The sequence below is a fragment of the Pseudomonas sp. Xaverov 83 genome (assembly GCF_019352905.1).
In the GTDB taxonomy this organism is placed as follows: Bacteria; Pseudomonadota; Gammaproteobacteria; order Pseudomonadales; family Pseudomonadaceae; genus Aquipseudomonas; species Aquipseudomonas yamanorum.
Map to the genome: position 1 here is coordinate 396,778 of NZ_JAAAFU010000075.1, position 25,358 is coordinate 422,135.

Annotated in this window: 29 protein-coding genes; 17 read left to right on the plus strand and 12 right to left on the minus strand. The window is 60.9% G+C overall.

All coding sequences use genetic code 11. The features are described 5' to 3' along the window. Positions 1-158 precede the first annotated feature (158 nt). On the plus strand, positions 159-1,271 hold the full coding sequence (gene cfa / locus K0H47_RS23040) for a cyclopropane fatty acyl phospholipid synthase (RefSeq protein WP_093203756.1): 1,113 nt from the start codon (positions 159-161) through the stop codon (positions 1,269-1,271). Between the two features lie 52 nt (positions 1,272-1,323). Here the strand turns inward: cfa and K0H47_RS23045 are convergent, their stop codons facing one another. Then, positions 1,324-1,533: an accessory factor UbiK family protein gene (locus tag K0H47_RS23045; protein WP_371103568.1), complete on the minus strand. Its 210-nt coding sequence runs from the start codon at positions 1,531-1,533 to the stop codon at positions 1,324-1,326. A 472-nt stretch (positions 1,534-2,005) separates the two neighbouring features. Between K0H47_RS23045 and glnK the strand changes: the two genes are divergently transcribed. From glnK to sutA, 4 genes are all read left to right on the plus strand, one after another. Further along, positions 2,006-2,344: a P-II family nitrogen regulator gene (gene glnK / locus K0H47_RS23050; protein ID WP_002555808.1), complete on the plus strand. Its 339-nt coding sequence runs from the start codon at positions 2,006-2,008 to the stop codon at positions 2,342-2,344. A gap of 34 nt (positions 2,345-2,378) precedes the next feature. Next, positions 2,379-3,719, plus strand: coding sequence for an ammonium transporter (locus K0H47_RS23055; protein WP_026077859.1), 1,341 nt, complete (start codon positions 2,379-2,381; stop codon positions 3,717-3,719). A gap of 209 nt (positions 3,720-3,928) precedes the next feature. Beyond that, the gene (locus K0H47_RS23060; RefSeq protein ID WP_017476675.1) at positions 3,929-4,354 is read left to right on the plus strand and encodes a secondary thiamine-phosphate synthase enzyme YjbQ; all 426 of its coding nucleotides are present in this window, start codon (positions 3,929-3,931) and stop codon (positions 4,352-4,354) included. Positions 4,355-4,457: 103 nt separating this feature from the next. After that, a complete protein-coding gene (gene sutA, locus K0H47_RS23065) occupies positions 4,458-4,784 on the plus strand; it encodes a transcriptional regulator SutA (RefSeq protein WP_017476674.1) in 327 nt (108 codons plus the stop codon). A gap of 205 nt (positions 4,785-4,989) precedes the next feature. On the opposite strand, the gene K0H47_RS23070 is transcribed toward sutA, so the two are convergent. From K0H47_RS23070 to K0H47_RS23095, 6 genes are read right to left on the minus strand one after another with little or no spacing between them, the layout of a single operon-like run. After that, a complete protein-coding gene (locus K0H47_RS23070) occupies positions 4,990-5,685 on the minus strand; it encodes an HAD family hydrolase (protein WP_219273709.1) in 696 nt (231 codons plus the stop codon). After that, entirely contained in the window at positions 5,682-6,581 is a 900-nt protein-coding gene (gene xerC / locus K0H47_RS23075; protein ID WP_093203765.1) for a tyrosine recombinase XerC, read from the minus strand. The genes K0H47_RS23070 and xerC overlap by 4 nt, the downstream gene beginning before the upstream one ends. Before the next feature lie 2 nt (positions 6,582-6,583). Then, the gene (locus tag K0H47_RS23080) at positions 6,584-7,300 is read right to left on the minus strand and encodes a DUF484 family protein (protein ID WP_010168025.1); all 717 of its coding nucleotides are present in this window, start codon (positions 7,298-7,300) and stop codon (positions 6,584-6,586) included. A gap of 13 nt (positions 7,301-7,313) precedes the next feature. Then, positions 7,314-8,144, minus strand: coding sequence for a diaminopimelate epimerase (dapF, locus tag K0H47_RS23085; RefSeq protein ID WP_003208798.1), 831 nt, complete (start codon positions 8,142-8,144; stop codon positions 7,314-7,316). A gap of 4 nt (positions 8,145-8,148) precedes the next feature. After that, positions 8,149-9,396, minus strand: a complete 1,248-nt coding sequence (gene lysA, locus K0H47_RS23090; RefSeq protein WP_063033870.1) for a diaminopimelate decarboxylase — start codon at positions 9,394-9,396, stop codon at positions 8,149-8,151. A 9-nt stretch (positions 9,397-9,405) separates the two neighbouring features. Beyond that, entirely contained in the window at positions 9,406-9,567 is a 162-nt protein-coding gene (locus K0H47_RS23095) for a lipoprotein (protein ID WP_003208801.1), read from the minus strand. Positions 9,568-9,806: 239 nt separating this feature from the next. Here K0H47_RS23095 and cyaY point away from each other — a divergent pair, with 239 nt between their 5' ends. From cyaY to rnk, 3 genes are all read left to right on the plus strand, one after another. Next, complete coding sequence (cyaY, locus tag K0H47_RS23100; protein WP_017476668.1) at positions 9,807-10,139, plus strand: iron donor protein CyaY; 333 nt, start codon at positions 9,807-9,809, stop codon at positions 10,137-10,139. Between the two features lie 2 nt (positions 10,140-10,141). Continuing rightward, positions 10,142-10,360: a DUF1289 domain-containing protein gene (locus K0H47_RS23105; RefSeq protein ID WP_063033871.1), complete on the plus strand. Its 219-nt coding sequence runs from the start codon at positions 10,142-10,144 to the stop codon at positions 10,358-10,360. A 131-nt stretch (positions 10,361-10,491) separates the two neighbouring features. Continuing rightward, positions 10,492-10,902 (plus strand): nucleoside diphosphate kinase regulator, encoded by a 411-nt coding sequence (gene rnk / locus K0H47_RS23110; RefSeq protein ID WP_017476667.1) that lies wholly within the window; start codon positions 10,492-10,494, stop codon positions 10,900-10,902. Here rnk and K0H47_RS23115 read toward each other — a convergent pair. The 3 genes from K0H47_RS23115 to K0H47_RS23125 all read right to left on the minus strand — a co-directional run bounded on the left by K0H47_RS23115 (position 10,899) and on the right by K0H47_RS23125 (position 14,588). Next, positions 10,899-13,739 carry a class I adenylate cyclase gene (locus tag K0H47_RS23115; RefSeq protein ID WP_219273711.1) on the minus strand — a complete coding sequence of 947 codons (2,841 nt, stop codon included), beginning with the start codon at positions 13,737-13,739 and terminating at the stop codon, positions 10,899-10,901. The genes rnk and K0H47_RS23115 overlap by 4 nt on opposite strands. A 167-nt stretch (positions 13,740-13,906) precedes the next feature. Further along, complete coding sequence (locus K0H47_RS23120; RefSeq protein WP_063033873.1) at positions 13,907-14,155, minus strand: TIGR02647 family protein; 249 nt, start codon at positions 14,153-14,155, stop codon at positions 13,907-13,909. Positions 14,156-14,303: 148 nt separating this feature from the next. After that, a complete protein-coding gene (locus K0H47_RS23125) occupies positions 14,304-14,588 on the minus strand; it encodes a hypothetical protein (protein WP_010168009.1) in 285 nt (94 codons plus the stop codon). Positions 14,589-14,713: 125 nt separating this feature from the next. Between K0H47_RS23125 and K0H47_RS23130 the strand changes: the two genes are divergently transcribed. After that, positions 14,714-15,373: a glutathione S-transferase family protein gene (locus K0H47_RS23130; protein ID WP_219273713.1), complete on the plus strand. Its 660-nt coding sequence runs from the start codon at positions 14,714-14,716 to the stop codon at positions 15,371-15,373. Between the two features lie 110 nt (positions 15,374-15,483). On the opposite strand, the gene argH is transcribed toward K0H47_RS23130, so the two are convergent. Then, entirely contained in the window at positions 15,484-16,878 is a 1,395-nt protein-coding gene (gene argH, locus K0H47_RS23135) for an argininosuccinate lyase (protein ID WP_063033875.1), read from the minus strand. A gap of 562 nt (positions 16,879-17,440) precedes the next feature. Here argH and K0H47_RS23140 point away from each other — a divergent pair. The 7 genes from K0H47_RS23140 (at position 17,441) to K0H47_RS23170 (ending at position 23,839) form a co-directional block, all read left to right on the plus strand. Next, on the plus strand, positions 17,441-18,187 hold the full coding sequence (locus K0H47_RS23140; protein WP_063033876.1) for a LytTR family DNA-binding domain-containing protein: 747 nt from the start codon (positions 17,441-17,443) through the stop codon (positions 18,185-18,187). 138 nt (positions 18,188-18,325) lie between these two features. Next, on the plus strand, positions 18,326-19,267 hold the full coding sequence (gene hemC / locus K0H47_RS23145) for a hydroxymethylbilane synthase (RefSeq protein ID WP_008439333.1): 942 nt from the start codon (positions 18,326-18,328) through the stop codon (positions 19,265-19,267). Continuing rightward, a complete protein-coding gene (locus K0H47_RS23150; RefSeq protein ID WP_063033877.1) occupies positions 19,264-20,031 on the plus strand; it encodes a uroporphyrinogen-III synthase in 768 nt (255 codons plus the stop codon). The genes hemC and K0H47_RS23150 overlap by 4 nt, the downstream gene beginning before the upstream one ends. 18 nt (positions 20,032-20,049) lie before the next feature. Further along, the gene (locus K0H47_RS23155; RefSeq protein WP_063033878.1) at positions 20,050-21,168 is read left to right on the plus strand and encodes a uroporphyrinogen-III C-methyltransferase; all 1,119 of its coding nucleotides are present in this window, start codon (positions 20,050-20,052) and stop codon (positions 21,166-21,168) included. Positions 21,169-21,173: 5 nt separating this feature from the next. Then, entirely contained in the window at positions 21,174-22,415 is a 1,242-nt protein-coding gene (locus K0H47_RS23160) for a heme biosynthesis protein HemY (protein WP_063033879.1), read from the plus strand. 237 nt (positions 22,416-22,652) lie between these two features. Next, complete coding sequence (locus tag K0H47_RS23165; protein ID WP_063033880.1) at positions 22,653-23,174, plus strand: disulfide bond formation protein B; 522 nt, start codon at positions 22,653-22,655, stop codon at positions 23,172-23,174. 206 nt (positions 23,175-23,380) lie between these two features. After that, positions 23,381-23,839, plus strand: coding sequence for an Rsd/AlgQ family anti-sigma factor (locus K0H47_RS23170; RefSeq protein WP_008439329.1), 459 nt, complete (start codon positions 23,381-23,383; stop codon positions 23,837-23,839). Between the two features lie 53 nt (positions 23,840-23,892). Here the strand turns inward: K0H47_RS23170 and K0H47_RS23175 are convergent, their stop codons facing one another. Next, positions 23,893-24,558 carry an FKBP-type peptidyl-prolyl cis-trans isomerase gene (locus tag K0H47_RS23175; protein WP_063033881.1) on the minus strand — a complete coding sequence of 222 codons (666 nt, stop codon included), beginning with the start codon at positions 24,556-24,558 and terminating at the stop codon, positions 23,893-23,895. A 192-nt stretch (positions 24,559-24,750) separates the two neighbouring features. Here K0H47_RS23175 and K0H47_RS23180 point away from each other — a divergent pair. Continuing rightward, positions 24,751-25,358: AlgP family protein (locus tag K0H47_RS23180; RefSeq protein ID WP_219273854.1), on the plus strand; the 608-nt coding region annotated here is incomplete at its 3' end.

The following is a 25,358-nucleotide window of genomic DNA, read 5'->3' on the forward strand; positions in this document are numbered from 1 at the left end:
ACATCTGTTCCCAGCCAGCGTTCCCGGTGATGCCTTGAGGGCCTTGCCAGACGCTTCCATGGCCAGATTTCTCGCAGTGTATGAATCAAAGGCAACGCTATTTCTGGAGAGCAATTGTGCTTAACAAAACGCGTCATTCTTTTTCCGGTTCTGATGAGATGTCTCAGGGAGCGCGCTTCGTTAAGGAGTTGCTGGCGCAGGCGCAGATTGAGGTAAACGGGCCGTCGGCTGCGGATATGCAACTGCACCACAGTGCTACGTTCGACCTGGCCCTGGCCAAAGGCAACCTTGGCCTTGGCGAGGACTACATGGATGGCGGTTGGGACGCCGAGGCGCTGGATGAGTTTTTCTACCGCCTCATGCGCTCTGGGGTGATCGACCAGGCCAACCCGGCCACCTTGTTGTTTCACGCGTTCAGCTCCCGCTGGCTGAATCTGCAAAACAAGAAGCGCGCCTGGCAAGTCGGCGAGGCGCACTACGACCTTGGCAATGACTTCTACGCGCGCATGCTCGACTCGCGCATGACGTACACCTGTGGCTACTGGAAAGATGCCACCACCCTGGAGCAGGCGCAGTTCGCCAAGCTGGACCTGATCTGTAAAAAGCTCGGTCTCAAGCCGGGCATGCGCGTGCTGGATATCGGCTGTGGCTGGGGCAGTTTCATGAGCCATGCGGCCGAGCACTATGGCGTGGAGTGCGTGGGTGTGACCATCTCCAAGGAGCAGGCGGAGTGGGGCCGCGCCAAGTATGCACATCTGCCGATCGAGTTTCGTTTGCAGGACTATCGGGACATCGACGAGCAATTCGACCATATCGCCAGCGTCGGCATGTTTGAGCATGTGGGGCGCAAGAACCATCGGGCGTATATGGAGGTGGCCAACCGCTGCCTGAAGGACGACGGCCTGTTCCTGTTGCACACCATCGGCAAGAACCAACGCAACAGCACGCCGGACCCGTGGATCGACAAATACATCTTTCCCAACGGTGATTTGCCCTCGATCGGGCAGATCGGCGACGCCATGGACGGGCTGTTTGTTGCCGAGGATTTGCACAACTTTGGCGCCGATTACGACAAGACACTGATGGCCTGGTGCGAAAACTTCGAACTGGCTTGGCCGGACTTCGCCGAAACCTTCGGGCGGCGTTTCTACCGGATGTGGCGCTATTACCTGCTGTCGTGTGCAGGGGCGTTTCGCGCGCGGGATATCCAGTTGTGGCAGTGGGTATTGTCGAAGAAGGGCGTTGTCGGGGGGTATCAGCGGGTGAGCTGAGGGTTACAGCGGTTTAACGGGGACAGGCGAAACCTGCCCCGGTTGGGCCGGTTTATTCGGCGGCCGGCGTCAATCGCGCTTCCAGCTCCGCCACCTTGGCCTCAAGGCTTTCCAACCGCGCCCGAGTGCGCGCCAACACCACCATCTGGCTATCAAACTCTTCCCGGCTTACCAGATCCAGCTTGCTGAAACCGCTTTGCAGCAGCGCCTTGAACTGGCTTTCAATTTCATTGCGTGGCAGCGGCGTGTCGCTGCTGAACAGGCGGGAGGCGTGGCCGCTCAGGGCGTCGAGGAGGTCTTTGGGCGCGAGCATGGGAAATCGTCCGGAAAATCTGTTGGCCGGCAGTGTATCACGCAGCGTCTATAGTCATTTCCAGCAGCGGTGGCGCACGCTTTTCGCGCATGGGGACGGGCGGTCGCGCACCGTTTTCGTGCGTATCTTCGCCGTCGTGGCGCCCGGTAGGTGGGCGCGAGCGAACAAAGGACTGATTTCAGTGATTTTTACGGAGCTGGCAAGCTTTCTGCTTAGACGATCATGACCCATGCACTGATGCAGTCGCTGTGACGATGCAGTGCGCCGACGGAGCGGGGTAGGTGTTTCGTCACCAGTGGTTAGCGAGCGTCGCAATGGCAAATGCCAAGGCGACGAAGCGTTACAAAGCCAGGCACTGCGCTTAGACTTGAGACGGGTTTGTTTTCCTGGGGCAAGTCCACCAATTCGGGAGAGAGTTTTCATGAAGCTAGTCACTGCCATCATCAAGCCGTTCAAGTTGGACGATGTACGCGAGTCACTGTCCGAGATCGGCGTGCAGGGCATTACCGTTACTGAGGTCAAAGGCTTCGGTCGGCAGAAGGGTCACACCGAGCTGTATCGCGGCGCGGAATACGTGGTCGATTTCCTGCCAAAGGTGAAGATTGATGTCGCCATTGACGACAAGGATCTTGACCGGGTTATCGAGGCGATAACCAAGGCCGCCAACACCGGCAAGATCGGTGACGGCAAGATCTTCGTGGTCAATCTGGAACAGGCTATTCGCATCCGTACCGGCGAAACCGATACCGACGCAATCTAAGCCGCCAAACCCCAACGCCCCAGGAGAAAACAATATGACTCTGCGTAAATTCGCAGGGCTAGGAGCCCTGTTGTCCCTCGTAATGCCGGCCCTGGCCATGGCGGCGGACCCAGTACCAGCTCCAGTCCTCAATTCCGGCGACACTGCGTGGATGCTTACGTCCACCGCGCTGGTACTGTTCATGACCATTCCAGGCCTCGCGCTGTTCTACGGCGGCATGGTTCGCTCCAAAAACATTCTTTCCGTGATGATGCAGTGCTTCGCCATCACCGGCCTGATCACCATCCTGTGGTTCGTCTACGGCTACAGCATGGCGTTCGATACCACCGGTATGGAAGCAGGCGTCGTCAACCTCAACTCGTTTGTGGGTGGCTTGTCCAAACTGTTCCTTTCGGGTGTGACCCCGGCCAGTATCACCGGCCCGGCGGCGTTGTTCCCTGAAGCCGTGTTTGTGACCTTCCAGATGACCTTCGCGATCATCACCCCGGCGCTGATCGTCGGTGCGTTCGCCGAGCGTATGAAGTTCTCCGCGATGCTGATCTTCATGGGCGTCTGGTTCACCCTGGTCTACGCACCGATTGCCCACATGGTATGGGGCGGTCCGGGTTCGTTGCTGGGCGACTGGGGCGTACTGGACTTCGCAGGCGGCACCGTGGTGCACATCAACGCCGGTGTTGCCGGCCTGGTAGCGTGCCTGGTACTCGGCAAGCGCAAAGGCTTCCCAACCACCCCAATGGCACCGCACAACCTCGGTTACACCCTGGTGGGCGCGGCCATGCTGTGGGTCGGCTGGTTCGGCTTCAACGCCGGCTCCGCTGCTGCGGCCAACGGCACTGCCGGTATGGCGATGCTGGTCACCCAGATCGCTACCGCTGCGGCGGCGCTGGGCTGGATGTTCGCCGAGTGGGTCACCCACGGTAAGCCAAGCGCGCTGGGCATTGCCTCGGGTGTGGTTGCTGGCCTGGTGGCAATCACTCCAGCTGCGGGCACCGTGGGCCCGATGGGCGCCCTGGTGATCGGCCTGGCGGCCGGTGTAGTGTGCTTCTTCTGCGCCACTACCCTGAAACGCAAACTGGGCTACGACGACTCCCTGGACGCCTTCGGCGTACACGGTATCGGCGGTATCCTCGGCGCGATCCTGACCGGTGTGTTCGCGGCACCAGCGATGGGCGGCTTCAACGCCACCACCACTGATATCGCGGCTCAAGTCTGGATCCAGTGCAAAGGCGTCGGCTTCACCGTCATCTACACCGCCATCGTGACATTCATCATCCTCAAGGTGCTGGACGCTGTGATGGGCCTGCGGGTGACCGAAGAAGAAGAGGCTGTCGGCCTCGACCTGGCGCAACACAACGAGCGCGGCTACAACTTGTAAGTACGCGAAAAAAAGATGCCCGGCTTGCCGGGCATTTTTTTGCCTGGGGTTTGTCTGTGGCTAAAGGTGTATGGGTTTTTTGGCGACTTTGTGATGGGATCCACACCGCACTTTTCAGCGTGCGAATGTCTTACAGGCATGTAGGCGTATTCGGCACTTTGTTTTTTCCCTGAGCGCGCTAGAATGCGCGCCGATAGGCGGAGAACTGTATGTGGCAACAGACCCTGATAACCCTGCGGGCCAAGCCCCGGGGCTTTCATCTGGTGACGGACGAGTTGCTCGCCGGCTTGCCTGAATTGAAGGCCTGTCGGGTGGGCCTGTTGCATTTGTGGCTGCAGCACACCTCGGCCTCGTTGACGGTCAACGAGAATGCCGACCCGGCGGTTCGCCGTGACTTCGAGCGTTTTTTCAATGCGCTGGTGCCGCAAGGCATGGCGGGATATGAACACAACGACGAAGGTCCGGATGATCTCCCGGCGCACTTCAAGGCCAGTCTGCTGGGCTGTCAGCTGAGTTTGCCGGTAAGGGCCGGCCGCTTGGCGATGGGGACCTGGCAAGGTGTTTATCTGGGCGAGCACCGTGATCATGGCGGTGCTCGTAAAGTCCTCGCCACCTTGCACGGTGATGGGGCATAAGCCACTGGTGATCCGGTGGATGTTGATTTTTTTCCGGCGGCCGTCGACAGGCGGCGAAGCTGGGCTATAACTAATCTGCTTTTCGCAAGTCATGAGGTAGAACATGAGCGACGATGATCTGGAAAACGACGACCTCGAAGTAGGCGACGACGACGAAACCGAAGAAGGTCTTGAGGCGGCTGCCGAAGACGTGGCTGACGACGACGGTGGCGATGATGCACCGGTCCCGGTAGCCAAGGGCAAAGCCAAGGCTGCGGTGTCGGTTGACGAACTGCCGAGCGTAGAAGCCAAGAACAAAGAGCGCGATGCGCTGGCCCGTGCGATGGAAGAGTTCCTCGCTAAAGGCGGCAAAGTGCAGGAAGTCGAGGCTAACGTGGTGGCAGATCCACCGAAGAAGCCTGATAACAAGTACGGCAGCCGGCCTATCTAAGGCTTGCTGTTTGCTTGCTGAAAAAGCCCGCCGTCGCTGCGGGCTTTTTCATGGGTGAAATACATCCCTTCAGGCTGCCGACTGTCAGTGTGGGAGCGGGCTTGCTCGCGAATGCGGTGTATCAGTCAACCATGTATCAACTGATCCAACGCATTCGCGAGCAAGCCCGCTCCCACATGGGATCTTCAGGGTTGCGGGAATTGCGTTATTGCCAGCTTCGTAATAGTTCTGGCAGTTCAGTCAGGCTGCGAATCTCGGCGTCCGGGCGCTTTTGCGCCTCCCAGGCCTTGCCCGCCGGGTTGAACCACACCGCCCGCAGCCCCGCCTGCTGCGCACCGGCGATGTCATCCCCCGGATGATCGCCAACGTGCACCGCCGCGCTCGGCGCTACGCCACCGCGCTGCAGGGCCTCCTGGTACAACCGTGCATCCGGCTTGGCGATACCAATGTCTTCAGCCCGCAGTGCAAAGTGAAAGTAATCCGCCAGCCCCACACGCTGCACATCGGCATTGCCGTTGGTAATCACCCCCAGCAGATAGTCGCGGCGAAGCGCTTGCAGCATCGGTTCCGCTTCGGGGAATACGGTGAGTTGATGCCGGGCGTGGATGAACGCTTCAAAGCACACGTCCGCCATCTGCGCCGCTTCCGGCAACGGGTATCCGGCTTCCTCGAAAGCATGTTGCAGCACCTTTTGACGCAACACGCTGATGCGGTACTTCAGCTCCGGATGTCGCTCCAGCACCTGTTGGCGCAGGCTGGCAAACTTCTCCAGAGGCAAGTCGCCCACCTTGGTGGCATGTGTCGCCAGCCACTCGCGCATCGACGCCTCGGCGCTGATGATGACCGGCACGTTATCCCAGAGCGTATCGTCCAGGTCGAAGGTGATCAGCTTGATGCTCATGAGTCACTGCCCTTAATGCGTTTGGCCCGTGGATGGGCGCTGTCGTACACCGTTGCCAGGTGTTGAAAGTCCAGGTGGGTGTAGATCTGGGTGGTCTTGATGTCTGAGTGGCCAAGCAGTTCCTGCACCGCGCGCAGGTCCTGGGACGACTCCAGCAGGTGGCTGGCAAAGGAGTGCCTGAGCATGTGCGGGTGCAGGTTTTGCCCCAGCTCGCGCTCGCCGGCGGCCTTGACCCGTAACTGAATGGCCCGTGGCCCGAGGCGGCGGCCTTGCTGGCTGATAAACACGGCGTCATCCGCCGGGTTGGCCAGGGCACGCAGGGGCAGCCACAGCAGCAGGGCTTCGCGGGCCTTCTTGCCCACCGGTAATACGCGGGTCTTGCTGCCTTTGCCGAGCACCTGCACCAGGCCATCCTCCAGGTCCAGCTGATCGAGGTTGAGCCCGGTCAGCTCCGACAGGCGTAGGCCCGAGGAGTAGAATAGTTCGAGGATCGCCTGGTCGCGATGAGCCAGGAAGTCGTCCTCCACGGCGCCGTCGAGCAATTGCAGGGCACGGTCGGTGTCGAGGGTCTTGGGCAGGCGGCGTTCACCCTTGGGCGGCGCCAGGCCGTTAGCCGGGTCGTGGTCGCACAGGCCTTCGCGGTTCAGGTAGTGATAGAGGCCGCGTACCGCCGACAGCAGGCGCGCCAGGCTGCGGGAGGATTGACCTTGCTGGTGCAGGCGGGCGATCAGGCTGCGCAGACCCTGGATATCCAGGGCCTTCCAGCTGCTGATGTGTTGCTTCTCGCAGAACGCCAGGACCTTGTTCAAGTCCCGACGGTAGGCTTCCAGGGTATGCGGCGACACCTGGCGCTCGCTGCGCAGGTGAGCGCAGTAGGCGTCCAGTTGTCGTTCCATGGTTAGCGCACCGCGCGCAAGGCGGTGGTGAAGCGCGGCAGGACGCGACCCAGCACTTCGGCGATGTAGCTCAGGAACAGCGTGCCCACCGAGCTTTTGTAGTGCTGTGGATCACGGCTGGCGATGGCCAGCACACCATGTAAACCTTGATGACTCAGGGCGACCACAGCGGTGGAGCCGATCTGCTGGCGCTGTTCGGCGCCAAACAGGAAGTCCAGCTCATGCTCGCGCAGGGTGCCGCTGATGGTCTTGCCTTCGGACAGCAAGCCGCCAATGGCGGTCTGGGCATCGCTGCCGCTGACCCAGCGCCCTACCGGCATCGGGTTGTCGCTGAACAGGATCAGGCTGACAAAAGGCACCTGGAAGTCCTGGCGCAGGCTGTCTTCGACGGCAATAACCGCTTCTTCCAGGCTGGCGGCGTCCATCAGGGTCAGGACCAGGCGGCGGGTCTTGTCGAACAGGCGGTCGTTGTCGCGGGCCACGTCCATCAGCTGCGAGAGCCGATGGCGCATCTCGATATTGCGCTCGCGCAGGATCTTCATCTGCCGCTCCACCAGCGACACGGTATCGCCGCGCTGGTGGGGAATGCGCAGGGCCGGCAGCAGCTCCTCGTGTTCGACGAAGAAGTCCGGATTAGCCTCCAGATACGCCGCAACGGCTGCGGCCTCCAGACTTTCGCTTGGGGATGCTTTCGCGGGTACTTGAGGCTTATCAGTCATTAGGTTTGCTCACTCATAGACGGACCTGTCCTTCGTAGACGCGGGTGGCCGGGCCGGTCATTTTCACCGGTTGGCCAGGGCCTGCCCATTCGATGGACAGACGTCCGCCGGGCAGGTCGATCAGCAGTGGCGAATCCATCCACCCCTGGCTGATCGCGGCTACGGCAGCGGCGCAGGCACCGGTACCGCAAGCCTGGGTTTCGCCGGCTCCGCGTTCCCAGACGCGCAATAGCGCACGGGAACGGTCGATGACCTGCAGGAAACCCACGTTAACCCGCGCCGGAAAGCGCGGGTGGTTTTCGATCTTCGGCCCCAGTTCGTGAACCGGTGCGCTGTTGATGTCATCGACCCGCAGCACGGCATGGGGGTTGCCCATGGACACGGCGGCCAGGTTGACGGTCTTGCCGTCCACGTCCACGGCGTAGCTCAGCGCTTGCTCGGTGGCCTGGAACGGAATGTCCGCCGGCACCAGCCGTGGGGCGCCCATGTTGACGCCGATCTGGCCGTCGCTGCGAATATCCAGCTCGATAATGCCGCTTTTGGTCTCGACGCGAATCTGCCGCTTGGCGGTCAGGCGCTTGTCCAGCACAAAACGGGCGAAACAGCGGGCACCGTTGCCGCACTGTTCCACTTCGGAGCCGTCGGAGTTAAAGATCCGGTAACGGAAATCCACTTCCGGGTTGCTCGGTGCTTCCACCAGCAACAATTGGTCGAAGCCGACGCCGGTGTGCCGGTCGCCCCACAGCTTGGCGTGCTTGGGCAGGATGTGCGCGTGCTGGCTGACCAGGTCGAGAACCATGAAGTCATTGCCCAGCCCGTGCATCTTGGTAAAACGCAGCAACATGGCCTTACTCCGGCAGCAGGCTTTCGCCAGCAAACAACTCGGCTACCGTCTCGCGGCGACGCACTTCAAACGCTTGATCACCGTCCACCAGCACCTCGGCGGTACGCCCGCGGGTGTTGTAGTTGGAGCTCATGACAAACCCGTAGGCACCGGCCGAATGCACGGCCAGCAGGTCGCCTTCTTCCAGGGCCAGCTGACGTTCCTTGGCCAGGAAGTCGCCAGTCTCGCAGATCGGGCCGACCACGTCGTAGCTGCGGCCTTCGCCAGCACGTGGCTTGACGGCCGTCACATCCATCCAGGCCTGGTACAGCGCCGGGCGGATCAGGTCGTTCATCGCCGCATCGACGATGGCGAAATCCTTGTGTTCGGTGTGCTTGAGGTACTCGACCTGGGTCAGCAGCACGCCAGCATTGGCGACGACGTAGCGGCCCGGCTCGAACATCAGCGTCAGGTCGCGGCCTTCGGTGCGCTCGCGCACGGCCTTGATGTAGTCGGAAACCAGCGGCGGCTCTTCATCGCGATAACGCACGCCGACGCCGCCACCGAGGTCGATGTGGTGCAGGTAGATGCCGCATTCGCCGAGGCGGTCGATCAGCGCCAGCAGGCGGTCGAGGGCGTCGAGGAACGGTGGCAGGCTGGTCAGTTGCGAGCCGATATGGCAGTCGACGCCCAATACTTCCAGGTTTGGCAGTTGGGCGGCGCGGATGTACACGTCCTCGGCGTCGGCAATGGCGATGCCGAACTTGTTCTCTTTGAGACCGGTGGAAATGTACGGGTGAGTGCCGGCGTCTACGTCCGGGTTGACCCGCAGGGAGATCGGTGCGCGAACGCCCATCTCGGCGGCCACCACTTGCAGGCGCTCCAACTCGTCGGTGGACTCGACGTTGAAGCAGTGCACGCCAACTTCCAGGGCGCGGCGCATGTCTTCGCGGCTCTTGCCGACGCCGGAGAACACGATCTTGTCAGCTTTGCCGCCAGCGGCCAGCACACGCTCAAGCTCGCCCCGGGACACAATGTCGAAACCGGCGCCAAGGCGCGCCAGGACATTGAGTACACCCAGGTTGGAGTTGGCTTTTACCGCGTAGCACACCAGGCTTGGCGTGCCTTCCAGCGCGTCGGCAAAGGAGCGGTATTGCGCTTCGATGTGGGCACGGGAGTACACGTAGGTCGGGGTACCAAAGCGCTCGGCAATGGCGGACAGCGCGACACCTTCCGCGAACAGCTCGCCGTCCCGGTAGTTAAAAGCGTCCATGATGTTCCCTTAGTAGGTGTCGTGCTTGTGCGCTTTGGTTTGCGACGATTGCGCCTGTTCATTCGGGTCTTTGCTGTCATCGGGCAGATACAGCGGGCCTTTTTGACCACAGGCACTAACGAGGCAAGCGACCGCGACGAGCGCAGCAAGGGAAGAGATCAGGCGCTTCATGGCGAAATCCTTGAATATGCATTAATTGCGCCCGAGTATACCGACCACCCGCCGGATTGCCTATGCGCCGAAATACCCGTCCGGCGGGGCTTTGCCGAGTTTGTCGCGATTGCGCTTACACCAATCAGGGATAATTCACGCAGCTGCGGGTAATGAAATCGGTATCCTTTGCAATCATGATGGCGCGTCCGTATTGTGCGGCGCTTGAGCGAGACCAGACACTTTTCGAGGTTCCCATAATGAGTTTGACCGAAGCCCGTTTCCACGACCTGGTGGATTCGACCCAGCAAGCGCTGGAGGATATTTTCGACGACAGCGGCCTGGATGTGGACCTGGAGAACTCGGCCGGTGTGCTGACCGTCAAGTTTGAGAGTGGCCAGCAACTGATCTTCAGTCGCCAGGAACCGCTGCGTCAGCTGTGGCTGGCTGCGCGCTCCGGTGGCGTTCACTTCGACTACGACGAAGAAAGCGGCAAATGGCAGTGCGACAAGAGCGAAGAGTTGTTGGGCGAGATGCTCACGCGCCTGATTCATGAATATACCGGCGTCGAGCTGGACTTCGACGAGATCTGATCGTGACGCAGCCCGTACCCGTACGCCCGCCCAAGCCGCTGTTCAGCAATGTCAGCCCGGCGGTGCCGTCACCTTGTATCAGTTTATGTCGGCTGGATGAGCACAAAGTCTGCCTCGGCTGCTTTCGTCATGTAGAAGACATCCGTGAATGGCGCTCCGCCGATGATGCGCGGCGCCGCGTGATCGTCGCCCAGGCCGAGCAGCGCAAGGCCTCCGCCTGAGGCCGTCTTGTTTATTTATTGTGCTGTGGTAGTGTCCGGATACACCTCAACTCATCGAGGTCCGTGAGAACCCCGCCTTTTCCTGGCGGGGTTTTGCTTTTTTGTGCAGAAAAAAGGAGTCTGCCTGAATCATGACCGCACCTTCCATCATCCTCACCCGTCTTGACGTGCAGCGTCTTGAGCAACTGATCGACCGTGTAGGCGAGGCGTCGCCGGGCGTTGAAGCCCTGCAACACGAACTCGACCGCGCCGAAGAAGTGGTTGGCCACGATGAAGTGCCTGCAACTGTCGTGACCATGAACTCCAGCGTGCATTGCCGTGAACAAGGCAGTGGCAAGGACTATCACCTGACCCTGGTCTACCCCAAGGACGCGAACGCCGACGAAGGCAAAATCTCGATCCTGGCGCCGGTGGGCAGCGCTTTGTTGGGCCTGCAAGTCGGCCAGCACATCGACTGGCCAGCACCAGGCGGCAAAACCCTCAAGCTTGAATTGCTCGGCGTCGAAGGCCAGCCGAAAGACGGTGGTGCCTTTCCTCTCTAAACCTGGTTCAGCGCTTCATTGAGCGCCAGTTCCAGATCAGCCTTGTAGCGTAGGTACAGATTGCTCGGGCTTTGAACATCACCGAGCAGGCCGGACAGGTCCAGATCGGTGATGTAGCAGCGGTAGCGCTCGGCCTCCCGGCGTTGCCCGACGATTTGCTGGGCGACCACCGCAAACAGTTGGTCGCCAAATTCCAGCTCGGAAAACTCCCGTTGATTGCAGTACAAGGTGATCCCCACCTGGCCCGGTGCTGCCTTGCCGATAATCGCCTGCACGTCGTAGAACGGTTTATTGGCCGGGGTTTGCGGCGCTGGGCGCGGTTCGGCCCGGCGTGCGCGGCCGCTGCCTGACGGCAACAGCTGGTAATACAGGATTTGCACCGCGCAGAGTGGCTGTTGCGGGTCCAGCGGCAGCAGCGCGTCGCGCCGATAAATAATCGATTGCAGGAAGCGCTGCAGCGGCACCAGAAGGCTTTGCTCGTCGTGAAACGGCAGGCGCTGCTGCCAGAGCGCGTTGAATTCATCCAGCACGTACAGCTCGGCAACCCCTTCGTTGATCCGGTAGAACACCTGCACACAGTCGGGCAGGCCCATGGGCAGCAACAGCGCCAGGTCGTGGTCTTCGAGGGCCATGGTGTCCAGGTGCAGCGGGCTGTAGCTGGCCAGTTCTTCACTGAGGTAGGCGATCAGCGCGTCCTGGGTCGCCAGTGACACATGGTTGGCTTGGCCGGGTGTCAGTTCCATCACGTGGTAGTGCTGCTGCACCTGCACCAGGTAGCGGTGGTTTTCCTGGCTCAGCATCAGGTTTTGCGCGGTGTCGAAGATTTCTTCCACGCGCTGGGCAATGAATTGCGCACGGTTGTGGCAGAAGCAACGCACCCGCAATCGCGGCAGGTGATTGGCCGGCAGCTGGTTCAGGTAATCCCGCAGGCAGTCGAGCAGCGCGTGGGGGCCGTCGTAGCGGCTGACCATCACCTCGTTCCAGCTGTTGAGTGTGACCTGGTCCAGGGTTAGCACCAGGTTTTCCCGTACGCCGGCGTAACTCAGGGAGTCGGTGCGCTCGGTGGTCATCAGGATGTTCAGGTCGCGGTGGTGCTTGAGCGGGTCGACGCCGACGTTGATCAGCAGCAGCACTTCCTCGGGCACCGCCGAGCGCAACAGGCGTTCTTCATCGACGCTGGCCAAGGGCAGGGCGACGGTCTGTTGCAGGCTGCCCAGCAGGTTGAACAGCTCGAATTCGGTCATGTCGCTGCTGCCGGGGTGCAAGGCCAGGCGGGTGCTGCTGTCGATCACGCCGTTGCGGTGGCACCAGGTGAGCATTTCCAGCAGGTCGCGGCTGCGCTTGATCGGTGCGAAGTGCTCCCATTCCAGGGCGGTCAGGCTGCCGTTGTACAAGCCCCAATGGTGCTGACCCGGCTCTTTACGGTTGGGCGATTGCACCAGGGTCAGGGTGTCTTCGGCCAGGTCCGGGGCAATGCCGGGGTTGATGAACTCAACCTTGCCGGCCTTGCGCTCGAAGGCGGCATACAGACGCCGGCCGAGCACATTGAGGTCGCGCTTGTTGATCAGGCTGACGGTCTGTTCGGTGCGGGCAAACTGGGTCAGGAAGCGATAGCTATAGTTCAGCTCGTTGACCAGTGCCCGGCGCTCGGAGGCCACTTGGCGGACTTTCCATTGGCTGCGGCTGTCCAGCAGGGCCAGTTGGCGCTGGTCCCAACCCCATTCATGGGCCAGGCGCTCCAGCAGCAAACGTTGCCAGCGGTCGGTGCGCTGGCCGGCCGTGAGCTTGCGGTTGACCTTCAGGTACAGGGCGCGCCGCACCAGTTCCAGGCGCTCCGGTTCGTTGCGAGCCTTGAGGTATTCCTCGATGCGGCGGTAGACCACGATGTACGGGTCCAGCTCGTCGAGGTCCATCTGGTTGGCAAACACCGCCCGCTTGAAGCGCAGGCTCAGGCACTGCACCTTCGGGTGTTCGCTGGCGTAGACCTCGGTCAGTAGGAGCTTGAGTACCGACTTGTAGGGCGATTCGATGCCCTTGAACAACTGCCACAGGCCGGCGCCGATAAATTCACCCGGCGGGATGTGGGCCAGATGGCCCAGGTCGAGGGTTTCATCGGCGCGGATAAAGCGCTTGGAGATCAACGCGTGGGTGAATTCGGCGTAGCGGGTTTCTTCATACACCGGCACCAGCCACCAGATCGGCGTGCGCCCTGCCAGCCAGATGGCGGTGCGGTAGAACTCATCCAGCAGCAGGTAATGCTGGCTGGTGCCGCAGTCTTCCGAGCTCAGTTGGGTGTCGCGGTCACCCTGGATAAACCGTGTCGGCTCGATCAGGAAAAAATGCGCCTCGGCGCCCATGGTCAGAGCCCAGGTTTCCAGCAATTGGCATTTTTTTCGTAGCTCGGCCAGCTCATTCTCACTGAGATCGGCAGCGTGGCAGACCCACACGTCCATATCACTTTGATCGGCCTGGGCCAGGGTGCCCAGGCTGCCCATCAGGAACAGGCCATGAATAGGGCGCGGTGGGTTGCCGTGCCGGGGCTTGTAGGAAAACGTGCGGGTCAGGCGCTGAGCTTCTGCCAACGCTTGCGCGTCGGGTTCAAAGTTCGACAGGCCGGCCGGTGTGCTGCCCGACACATAACCCGGCAGCAGCGGGTGATTGACGTGGAAAAACAGCGGCAGCAGCGTCAGTACGCTTTGCTGGCGCGGCGTCAGCCCTTCAACGGCCCGGGCCATGCGGCCCTCGTTCAGGGCCAGAAATCGCGCGCGCAACTGGGTCAGCACCTTGCGGTCGATGCCTTCGTCCAGGTCGGGGCGGATTTCGTGGGTGCGGGTCATGTCGAACTCGGTGGCTCGCAGGGCCCGACGTGGGCGGCCGTGTGGGAGTTTACAGCCAGTAGCGTAGGAGGTTTAGCGGGATTTTGTTTTTGGCGCCAGAATTTTATCCCGGGCGCAGGAATGCCCGCGGAATCCGTGAAAGAGGATCCCGTGGGCGATACGAGGTGTCAGGCGGCTTCTTTGCTGGTCGTCAGAATAGTCAGCAGGCTTTGTGCGTGTTCGGCAGCATCCCGGCCAAGGCTGGTGAGGTAGCCACCATCTGGCTGGTCGATCAGGTCTTTTTCAAACAGGCGCCGGGCAGCGGCAATGGCAGTGGGAGCGGCGGTCTGATGAACTTTCAGACCTTCCTGGGAGCTGCCCAGGTTGAAGAGTGCAAGGATTTCCAGTTCGGCAACCAACTCAGGGGTATACGACATAAGGACTCCAGACTTTCTAGGAATTTTTAGACGCTAGCAGCCATAAGGTGAACGCACTTGGGCGAGCTGTCCAGTCGGAACTCATGCAGTGTTGATGTGGGGCAGGATTGTGGCCAGCAAGCGCTTGCTGGCCAGTGCGGTGTCGGGCTTATTGCTTCTCGGGCGGCAGCTCTGGCAGGGCGCGCAAGGCAGTTTCATACCATTCGGTATTGAAGGCGCGGTCTTCTTCGAGCAGGGCGTCGATTTCGACGGCGAGCACGTGGGCCATCATTTGCAGGATGTCTTCGCGCTCGTAGCCCACCAGGGTCAGCTTGTTGAAGGTGGCCTTGGCGGCGGGCGGGTTGTCGCTTTCGATCTGGTTTTCGATCGCTTCAATCAAGGTGGTCTCGGCGAACTCTTCTTCGTCGTTGTCGATATCGGTTGGCTCGCTCATGGCAGGCTCCTGGAGGAAAGGGCGCCAGTCTACCCCCATTCACTCGGCTGATGCTGCTGGTCAGGCGTGGCATCCCGTTCTATAACCACTGCTGCCAACCCCGTACACGGCCTGGAGGCTTTGTGATGCTCAAGCTTTATGGATTTTCGGTCAGCAACTACTACAACATGGTCAAACTGGCGCTGCTGGAGAAAGGGCTGCGCTTCGAAGAGGTGCCGTTCTACGCAGGCCAGAGCCCTGAAGCCTTGGCCGTGAGCCCCCGGGGCAAGGTGCCGGTGCTGGGTGTCGAGCAAGGCTTTATCAACGAAACCAGCGTGATCCTCGAATACATCGAACAGACCCAGGGCGGGCGATCGCTGTTGCCGAGCGATCCGTTCCAGCGTGCCCAGGTGCTGGCGTTGTGCAGGGAAATCGAGTTGTACATCGAGTTGCCGGCCCGGGCGTGTTTTGCTGAGGCGTTCTTCGGGATGCCGGTACCGGAGGCGATCAAGGAGAAATCCAAGGCGGAGTTATTGCTGGGAATCGCATCGCTGGGGCGGCACGGGAAGTTCGCGCCGTATGTGGCGGGGGACAGTTTCACGATTGCGGATTTGTATTTTGTGTACAGCGTGGACCTGGCCTGTGGGGTGGCCGGGAAGCTGTTCGGGCTGGATCTGTTGGCTGAGTTGCCGAAGGCCAAGGCGTTGCTGGAACGCTTGCAGGCGTTGCCGAATGCCCAGCGGGTGGCGGCGGACAAGGAAGCGGCGATGCCGGCGTTTATGGCGATGGTTGCTGCCAAGAAATAAATCTTGGGTGTTTGTGATGACGCTTTCGCGAGCAAGCCCGCTCCCACATTTGACCGAGTGCCACCTTTGGAATGCAGTCGAATGTGGGAGCGGGCTTGCTCGCGAAGCTTTTAGCGGCTGGCGAGCAATGCCTGGCCGCGAACCACGGCAGCCTTCACCTGCGTCGGCGCAGTCCCGCCGATATGGTTACGGGCATTCACCGACCCTTCCAGGGTCAGCACCGCAAACACATCCTGCTCGATCTGGTCGCTGAACTGGCGCAGTTCTTCCAGGCTCATTTCCGCCAGGTCCTTGCCGGTGTCCACGCCGTATTTCACGGCATGGCCGACGATTTCGTGGCAGTCACGGAACGGCAGGCCGCGGCGTACCAGGTAGTCGGCCAGGTCGGTTGCGGTGGAGAAGCCACGCAGGGCCGCTTCACGCATGATGGCGTGCTTGGGCTTGATCGCCGGGATCATGTCGGCAAAGGCCCGCAGCGAGTCACGCAGGGTGTCGGCGGCGTCGAACAGCGGTTCCTTGTCTTCCTGGTTGTCCTTGTTGTAGGCCAGCGGCTGGCCTTTCATCAGGGTCAACAGGCCCATCAGCGCGCCGAATACACGGCCGCTTTTGCCACGCACCAATTCCGGCACGTCGGGGTTTTTCTTTTGCGGCATGATCGAGCTGCCGGTGCAGAAGCGGTCCGGCAGGTCGATGAACTGGAATTGCGCACTGGTCCACAGCACCAGCTCTTCGGAGAAGCGCGACAAGTGCATCATCGCGATGCTGGCCGCAGCGCAGAATTCGATGGCGAAGTCACGGTCCGACACGCCGTCCAGGGAGTTGCCGCCCACGGCGTCGAAGCCCAGCAGCTGCGCGGTGTATTCGCGGTCGATCGGGTAGGTGGTGCCGGCCAGTGCGGCGCTGCCCAGGGGCATGCGGTTGGCGCGCTTGCGGCAGTCCACCAGGCGCTCGTAGTCGCGGCTGAGCATTTCGAACCAGGCCAGCAGGTGGTGGCCGAAGGTCACAGGCTGTGCGGTTTGCAGGTGGGTGAAGCCGGGCATGATGGTGCCGGACTCACGCTCTGCCTGCTCCAGCAGGCCTTTTTGCAGGCGGGTGATTTCGGCCAGGATCAGGTCGATCTCGTCCCGCAGCCACAGGCGGATATCGGTGGCCACCTGGTCGTTACGGCTGCGACCGGTGTGCAGTTTCTTGCCGGTCACACCGATGCGGTCGGTGAGGCGGGCCTCGATGTTCATGTGCACGTCTTCCAGGTCGACGCGCCAGTCGAAGGTGCCGGCTTCGATCTCGCCACGGATGGTGGTCAGGCCGTCGATGATGCTGTCGCGCTCGGCATCGGTCAGTACGCCGACCTTGGCCAGCATCGTGGCGTGGGCGATCGAGCCCATGATGTCGTGGCGGTACAGGCGCTGGTCGAAGGTGACGGAGGCGGTGAAGCGCGCGACGAAGGCGTCGACGGGTTCACTGAAGCGGCCGCCCCAGGACTGGTTGGTCTTGTCGGTGCTCATGGATTCGCTCGTGGTCTGCTGGAAAGAGGGCATGAAAGTGTGGCGCCGATAATAACAGGGTTGCCCCCGGAGGCGATGATGCCGGGGCGGGGCATTTTTATTTGTTTCCAAGATGGCTAAGTGCCTTGCCGCCGGCCTCGCGCAGGACGAGACTGGAGTCAGGACCGAACGGGGGTTTGAAACTTGCGGTCTTGGGTAACAAAGCGTGTTTATTGAAACGATATTTGACGATTGAGCAATATCGTCTTCGCGAGCGTCTACAGTTGCACTGATAGAGCGTCGCACTGACAGAAGGTGCACTGCACCAATGCCAGGCGATGAGGTCGAACTCCAGGCTATCCATTAGAGAGGGGGTGTTCGTATTGTGTATCAGCAAACCCTACGACGATGCCCAAAGGCAGAAGGCTTTGGGCGCGATTGAACAGGTCCGGGTAAATATTGGTGCCACTCTCGGGGCACTTTTTGCCGCTCGCGCTAGTCTTAGCGTGGATCGCCGTGACGGAAGTCACCGCACCTGTCTACGCTATCCTTGTGCGAGACTCACGCAGGAATCCAGCGCAATATGAATGTCCTGATCGTTGATGACGAACCCCAAGCCCGCGAGCGACTGAGCCGTTTGGTCAGTGAACTCGAGGGTTACAGTGTCCTTGAGCCGAGCGCCACCAGTGGCGAGGAGGCCTTGGCCCTTATTGACAGCCTCAAGCCGGACGTCGTGTTACTCGACATCCGCATGCCGGGCCTTGATGGCTTGCAGGTGGCTGCCCGCCTGAGCGAGCGAGAATCGCCGCCTGCGGTGGTGCTGTGCGCCTCCCAGGATGAGTTCTCTTCCGAGGCTCTGGATGCCAGCGGCGCCAGTTTCCTGGTCAAGCCGATCAATGCCGATGCGTTGCTACGCGCCTTGAAAAAGGCCGAGCGTCCCAATCGCGTCCAACTGGCCGCCTTGACCCAGCCCGCAGCCCAGGGCGGCAACGGGCCGCGCAGCCATATCAGCGCCCGCACCCGCAAGGGCATCGAACTGATTCCTCTGGATCAGGTGGTCTATTTCATCGCCGATCACAAGTACGTGACCTTGCGTCACGAGGCCGGTGAAGTGCTGCTCGATGAGCCACTCAAGGCGTTGGAAGATGAATTTGGCGACCGCTTTGTGCGCATCCACCGCAACGCGCTGGTGGCACGCGAGCGCATCGAGCGCCTGCAGCGCACGCCGCTTGGGCACTTTCAACTGTTCCTGAAGGGCCTCAATGGCGACGCCTTGATCGTCAGCCGGCGCCATGTCGCCGGTGTGCGCAAGATGATGCAGCAGCTTTAGCCCAAGGGCTGATGCGAGCTTCACCGCCCATATCCCGGTGCGACGCGGCCAGGGAGGCCCCGCACTTGCTGATTCAAATCAAAGCGCATTTGCCTGAGCTGTTATTATCTGCCGTATCTATTCAGTACGGATTGATCCATGTCCTCTCGCGAAATCCGCATCGCCACCCGTAAAAGCGCCCTGGCCTTATGGCAGGCCGAATACGTCAAAGCACGCCTCGAGCAGGCTCATCCCGGCCTGAAGGTGTCCCTGGTACCCATGGTCAGTCGCGGCGACAAGCTGCTTGATTCGCCATTGTCGAAAATCGGCGGCAAGGGCCTGTTCGTCAAGGAACTGGAAACCGCTCTGCTGGAGAACGAAGCCGACATCGCCGTGCATTCGATGAAAGACGTGCCCATGGACTTCCCCGAAGGCCTGGGCCTGTTTTGCATCTGCGAGCGCGAAGACCCGCGCGATGCTTTCGTTTCCAATACCTACGCCTCTCTTGATGAACTGCCGCTGGGCAGTGTCGTCGGCACATCCAGCCTGCGTCGCCAGGCACAGTTGCTGACCCGTCGCCCAGACCTGCAAATTCGTTTCCTGCGGGGCAACGTCAATACCCGCCTGGCCAAGCTGGATGCCGGTGAATATGACGCGATCATCCTCGCGGCAGCCGGCCTGATCCGCCTGGGTTTTGAAGACCGCATCACCTCGGCCATCAGCGTTGAAGACAGCTTGCCGGCTGGCGGGCAGGGCGCCGTGGGTATCGAATGCCGCACCGCCGACAGCGAAATTCATGCGCTGCTCAAGCCGCTGGATCACCAAGACACTGAAATTCGCGTCACCGCCGAACGCGCTCTGAACAAGCACCTCAACGGTGGCTGCCAGGTGCCGATCGCCTGTTACGCCGTGCTTGAGGGCGAAAACCTCTGGCTGCGTGGCCTGGTGGGCGACCCGAGTGGCGGGCTGCTGCTCACTGCAGAGATTCGCGGGCCGCAAAGCGAGGCGACCAGCCTGGGTATCAAAGTCGCCGAAGAACTGCTGGAAAAAGGCGCCGGTGCCATCCTGCAAGCGGTGTACGGCGAGGCCGGCCCGCAGTGACGCAATGGCGTGTGCTGCTGACGCGGCCCGCCGAGGAGTCGGCGGCCCTGGCGGCGACGTTATCTGAGGAAGGTATTTTCAGCAGCAGCCTGCCGTTGCTGGAGATCGAAGCGCTGCCCGTCACGCTTGAGCAACACGCGATCTTTCGCGAGCTGGACCGTTATTGTGCGGTGATCGTGGTGAGCAAGCCGGCGGCGCGCCTGAGCGTGCAGTTGTTGGCGCAACACTGGCCGCAACCTCCGGCGTTGCCATGGTTCAGCGTAGGCGCCGCTACGGCGAAGGTGTTGGCCGACCACGGCCTTGACGTCAGTTGTCCCCAGGAAGGTGACGACAGTGAGGCCTTGCTTGAATTGGCTGCCCTGCGCGAGGCTATTGCACAGCCCGGTGCCCGGGTGCTGATCCTGCGGGGCGAGGGCGGGAGAGAGCTGCTGGCTGAGCGTTTACGCGAGCAAGGTGCTAGTGTCGACTATCTGGAGTTGTACCGCCGTTTCCTGCCGGATTACGACAGTGCGACCCTGACCCAACGCATAAACGTGGAACGCTTGAACGGCGTGGTGGTCAGCAGTGGGCAGGGTTTTTTACACCTGCAAGCCCTGGCCGGCACAGATTGGCCCCTGGTGGCACAACTGCCGTTGTTTGTGCCTAGCCCGCGAGTCGCCGAAATGGCGCGTGCCGCTGGCGCGCAAAAAGTTGTGGATTGTCGTGGCGCCAGTGCCGCGGCTTTGTTAGTGGCGTTACGGAGTTTCTCCGTTCCCACTCTCTAATACGCAAAGGATGGATACGTGAGCGAAACAGCCTTGCCTAAAGATGAAGCTCAGCCCGCGCTTGATGCGCCTGTTGAGACACCGGTCACCACCGCCCCGCGCCGTGGCAACGGCCTGGCTATCGTGGCCTTGTTACTTGGCGCAGCCGGTGTTGCAGCCGGTGGCTGGGGGATCTGGCAGGTCCGCGCACTGCAGGCGAGCAGCCAGCAACAGCTGGGCCAAGTGCAAAATCTGGACGACCAATCCCAGAGCCTCAAGCAGAGCCAGCAGCAGTTGTCTGCGCGCCTGGGGCAACTGCCGGGTGCTGACGAACTCGAAGAGCGCCGTCGGCTGGTGGCGCAATTGCAGGGCGATCAGCAGCGCTTGAGCCAGCGCCTGGAAACCGTGCTGGGCGCCAGCCGCCAGGACTGGCGCCTGGCTGAGGCCGAGCACTTGATCCGCCTGGCCAGCCTGCGTCTTTCCGCCTTGCAGGACATCAACAGCGCCCAGGCGCTGGTCCAGGGCGCTGACGAAATCCTGCGCGAACAAAGTGACCCCGGCTCGTACGCCGCCCGTGAGCAGTTGGCCAAGAGCCTCGCCGCGTTGCGCAATATCGAACAGCCCGACCGTACCGGGTTGTACCTTCAACTGGCGGCATTGCGCGATCAGGTCGTGCAACTGGCAGCCATCGCTCCGGAATACCAACTCCCGGAAGCGGCCAACGAGGGGCGTCCGACGACTGATACGGAAAGCCGTTGGAGCCAGTGGTGGGAGCAGATCTCGCGGTATTTCCGCATCGACTTCAACCCCGATGACAACATTCGTCCGCTGCTGGCAGGGCAAGGCCTGAACCAGGTGCGCCTGGCCCTGAGCCTGGCGCTGGAGCAGGCGCAGTGGGCGGCGCTCAATGGCGAGCCGGCGGTGTACAGCCGCTCCCTGGGCGAGGCCCGCAGCGTGTTGCAGGACAACTTCAATCAAGACAACCCGCAAAGCAAAGCCATGCTGGCGCGTATTGCCGAGCTCGAGCCCAAGGCCGTCTCGGTGGTAACGCCGGACTTGGCCGCGAGCCTGGCTGCCGTGCAGGCTTACCTTGACCGTCGCCACCTGTCTGCCGAAGAAGCCAAGGCTTCCGCTGGCAAGCCGGCGACCCAGGAGTAAGGCCGATGAAGCGCTTCTATGTGATCCTGGTGCTGGCGATTGCGATCGCCCTGGCACTGGCCGTGGGCATTTCGAAACACACCGGTTATGTGCTGATTACCTATCCCCATGTGCTGCATTACGAGTCAGGGCTGTGGTCGACGCTGGTGGCGCTGTTTGCCATCGGCCTGGCGATCTATCTGGTCCGGGTGCTGCTTAGCCTGGTACTGACTTCGGGTGGTGTGGTCAACCCGTGGTCGCGGCGCAATCGCAGCCGTCGGGTGCAGGTCGCCATTGAACAGGGCCAGATGGACCTCGCCGAAGGGCGTTGGGCCAGTGCCGAGCGTCACTTGCACCGAGCGGCCGAAGCGGAACGCCAGCCATTGCTCTACTACCTCGGCGCCGCCCGCGCGGCTAACGAGCAGGGGCGTTATGAGGAGGCGGACGGCCTGCTGGAGCGCGCGCTTGAGCGCCAGCCACAGGCCGAACTGGCGGTGGCCTTGAGTCATGCGCAGTTGCAGATGGACCGTGGCGACACTGATGGCGCCCTGGTCACCTTGCAGGCGATGCATGAACGTCATCCGCATAACGTCCAGGTATTGCGCCAGCTACAACGGCTTTATCAACAGCGTGGTGATTGGTCTTCGGTAATCCGGCTGTTGCCGGAGCTGCGCAAGGACAAGGTGTTGCCACCCGCCGAGCTGGCCGACCTGGAGCGTCGCGCCTGGGGCGAGAACCTTACCCTGGCGGCCCAGCGCGAAGAGCAGGGCGAGGCCGGTCAGCAATCCCTTGAGCGAGCCTGGCAACAACTCACTTCCGCCCAGCGCCAGGAACCGCAACTGGTGCTGGCGTACGCCGAACAGCTGCGCCAATTGGGCGCGGATGGCAAGGCTGAAGAAGTGCTGCGCGGTGCGCTCAAGCGCGAGTACGACAGCCATCTGATCAGGCTCTACGGCCTGCTGCGTGGCAGCGATCCGGCGAAGCAACTGAAGTTTGCCGAAGGCTGGCTCAAGGATCATCCAGGCGATGCCAGCCTGTTGCTGACCCTGGGACGCCTGTGCTTGCAAAACAGCCTGTGGGGCAAGGCGCGGGACTACCTGGAAAGCAGCCTGCAGGTGCAGCGCAACCCCGAAGCCTGTGCCGAGCTGGCGCGCCTGCTGGCGCAGTTGGGTGACACCGAGCGCAGCAACCAGTTATTCCAGGAAGGCCTGGGCCTGCTGGACAAGCGTCTGCTGGCGTCACCGCTGCCGGTGCCGGCACGGGTTTGATGTAGGAAACAGTGTAAGGGTTGCCTCAGGATTTTCTGGTGGCCAACCCTTCAATAGCGCCCTATAGCTGTAGTCAATATAGCTTGTAGTAAACTCCTACGTAGACGCGCGTTTAATCGCTCATCTTCTGACGGGATATCCCTACGCTCTCGCGGAATCGTCTGCTCTGGCGCGTATTGAAAGGGGTAAGGCCTTTCCTCTACCGTAACTACCTATCTCTTGCGTTGCGGATAAACAATGTCTTTGGCCCCCTCACGCTCCCTGTTCCTTCTGGCGTTCCTGGCTGGTGCGCTGACGCTGGGCGCGTCCTTTTACCTGGAATATGCCGCGCTTTTGCGGCCTTGTTTCCTGTGTCAGGTGCAACGAATTCTTGTAGCTGCCTTCACGCTGATCAACCTGGTGGCGGCGATTCATGGGCCCAAGCGGTCCGGGATCTACCTGTATTGGGCATCCAGCATGGGCTGTGCAGTGTTGGGCGCCATCACCGCCGTACGCCAGGTGCTGCTGCAAAATACGCCGCCGGAACAGCTGCCTGCCTGTTGGCCTGGCCTTCAATCCATGATCGAAAACCTGTCGCTCCGGGAGGCGTTGGCGTTGATCTTCAAGGGCACCGTCGACTGCGTGGAAATCAACTGGACCCTGTTCGACTTAAGTATTCCCGAGTGGAGCCTGCTGTTCTTCGTGGCCATGCTGATCCTTGGCGTAGCGCAGTTCTCGCGGTTGCTGCTGAGCCAGCGTTTTGGCCTTGCACGGCACTGAGAGGTGCCCGCAGGTTGTAGGAAGGGATTAAACACTTGTATGAACTTTCTCTCCTGCGTACCTTGATGCCATAGTCATGCGGGCATAATCTGGCCCGCACGCGTTATTGAAACAGACTGTTCGATGCACCGTTGCCCGGTTGCCGCTTTAACCTTGAAGTGTTGCGCGGGCAGTGTGCGGCGCCCCTATAGGGAAGAGAGATCATCATGCTGGAAAGTTGTCAGAATGCTCAGGAACGCTGGGGTGGGGTGCATAAACTGATCGATGGTTGGTTGAAAGCGCGTCACGAACTGGTTCGGGCCTTTGATGCTCTCGGTGCCAAACCCGAAGCGCTCAGCGAGAACCGCAAGCCGTTGCAGGAATTCTGTGGGGTATTGGTGGATTACGTCTCGGCGGGGCACTTCGGTGTCTACGAGCAGTTGACCAAAGAGGCCGAGGCTTTCGACGATCAACGTGGCCTGGACTTGGCAGAGACGATTTACCCGCGCATCGATGTCATCACCGAGAAGCTGCTGGCGTTCAACGACCTGTGTGATGCCGGCAAGTGCGTTGCAGAAAAATTCAAAGAGCTGGGCGGTTTGCTTCACGAGCGTTTCGAACTGGAAGATTGCCTGATCGAAGTGCTGCACAACGCTCACAAGGAAGAGTTGACGGCTAAAGCCTGACCCGCCGCAACACAAAAAAACGGTGCGCATTGCGCACCGTTTTTCGTTTGGGTTCAGGCACCCGCGCCAAGCAATTCGATCTCGAATACCAGCGGCGTATAAGGTGGGATCAACTCGCCCGCACCATCAGCGCCATAGGCTTGGTCGGATGGAATCACCAGCCGCCATTTCGCGCCTACCGGCATCTGCTGCAACGCGCTGCGCCAGCCGCTGATCACACTGTCCAGGCGAAACCACTGGGGTTGTGTGCTCTTGTCGAAGACCGTCCCGTCGGGTAACCGCCCAACATAATTCACTTGCACGCGATCATCGGCCGCCGGTTTTTTTCCGCTGCCAGGGGTCAGTTCTGTCAGCAGGATGCCGTCTGCCAATTCGCGCACACCACTTTTGGATTTCTCACTGGCTAAAAACTGTTGTTCGGCAGCGAGTGCCTTTTCACTTTGTGGGGCTCGATTGTCTGGTGCGTTTTGCGCTTCGTGCTGGGCAAGGATCTGTTCGATGCGTGTGTCGTCCAGAGCCAGCGGCTTACCTTGATAGGCGTGTTTGAGTCCGTCGATCAGTGCCTCGATTTGCAGGCCCGGCATCTCCTGGCGCAGTCGCTCACCCAGGCTTGCGCCCAGGCTGTAGGCCAGGTCGTGGTCATCTTTGGACGGGGATTTCTCACTCGCATTGGCCACTGAAAGCGCCACGCTCAACACTAAAAAAAGGTAACGCGACATGGGCGTTCTCCAGCCGAAAGTGCGATGGATTATGCCAGTGTGAATGCTTAAAAAGTGGCGTGGATTTTCGTTATATCAATAAGAATTTTCGTGCGGTGCAACGCAAGCCAATCGATACTGTCAACATGCCCTAGCGGCGGTAAGAGCAGAGGGCTAGTATGAGCCGCACCCACGTCAGCCAGGAGGTAAACCATGTCGGCCAAACAGAAGCCTGTAAATACCCCGTTGCATTTGCTCCAACAACTTTCGGGCAGCCTGCTCGAACATTTGGAAAGCGCCTGTTCACAAGCCTTGGCTGATGCTGAGAAGTTGCTCGCCAAGCTTGAAAAACAACGCGGCAAAGCTCAGGAAAAACTGCACAAATCCCGCACCAAACTGCAAGGCGCAGCGACCGCTGGCAAAGCCAAGGCACAAGCCAAGGCCAAGGACGCCGTCAAAGAACTTGAGGACTTGCTCGACGCCCTCAAGGATCGTCAATCCGAAACCCGCACCTACATTTCCCAACTCAAGCGTGATGCTTCCGAGAGCCTGAAACTGGCTCAGGGTGTTGGTCGTGTGAAGGAAGCTGTAGGCAAAGTGCTGAGCACCCGTGCTCCGGCCAAAGCTGTTGCAGCCAGCGCAGCGAAGAAGCCAGCCAGCAAAGCAGTCGCCGCCAAGGCACCTGCAAAAGCTGCGGCCAAGCCTGCGGCAAAAGCACCGGCTAAATCGGCTGCCAAGCCAGCTGCTAAAACCGCTGCTGCAAAACCAGCTGCCAAGCCAGCCGCTAAAACCGCTGATGCAAAACCAGCTGCCAAACCAGC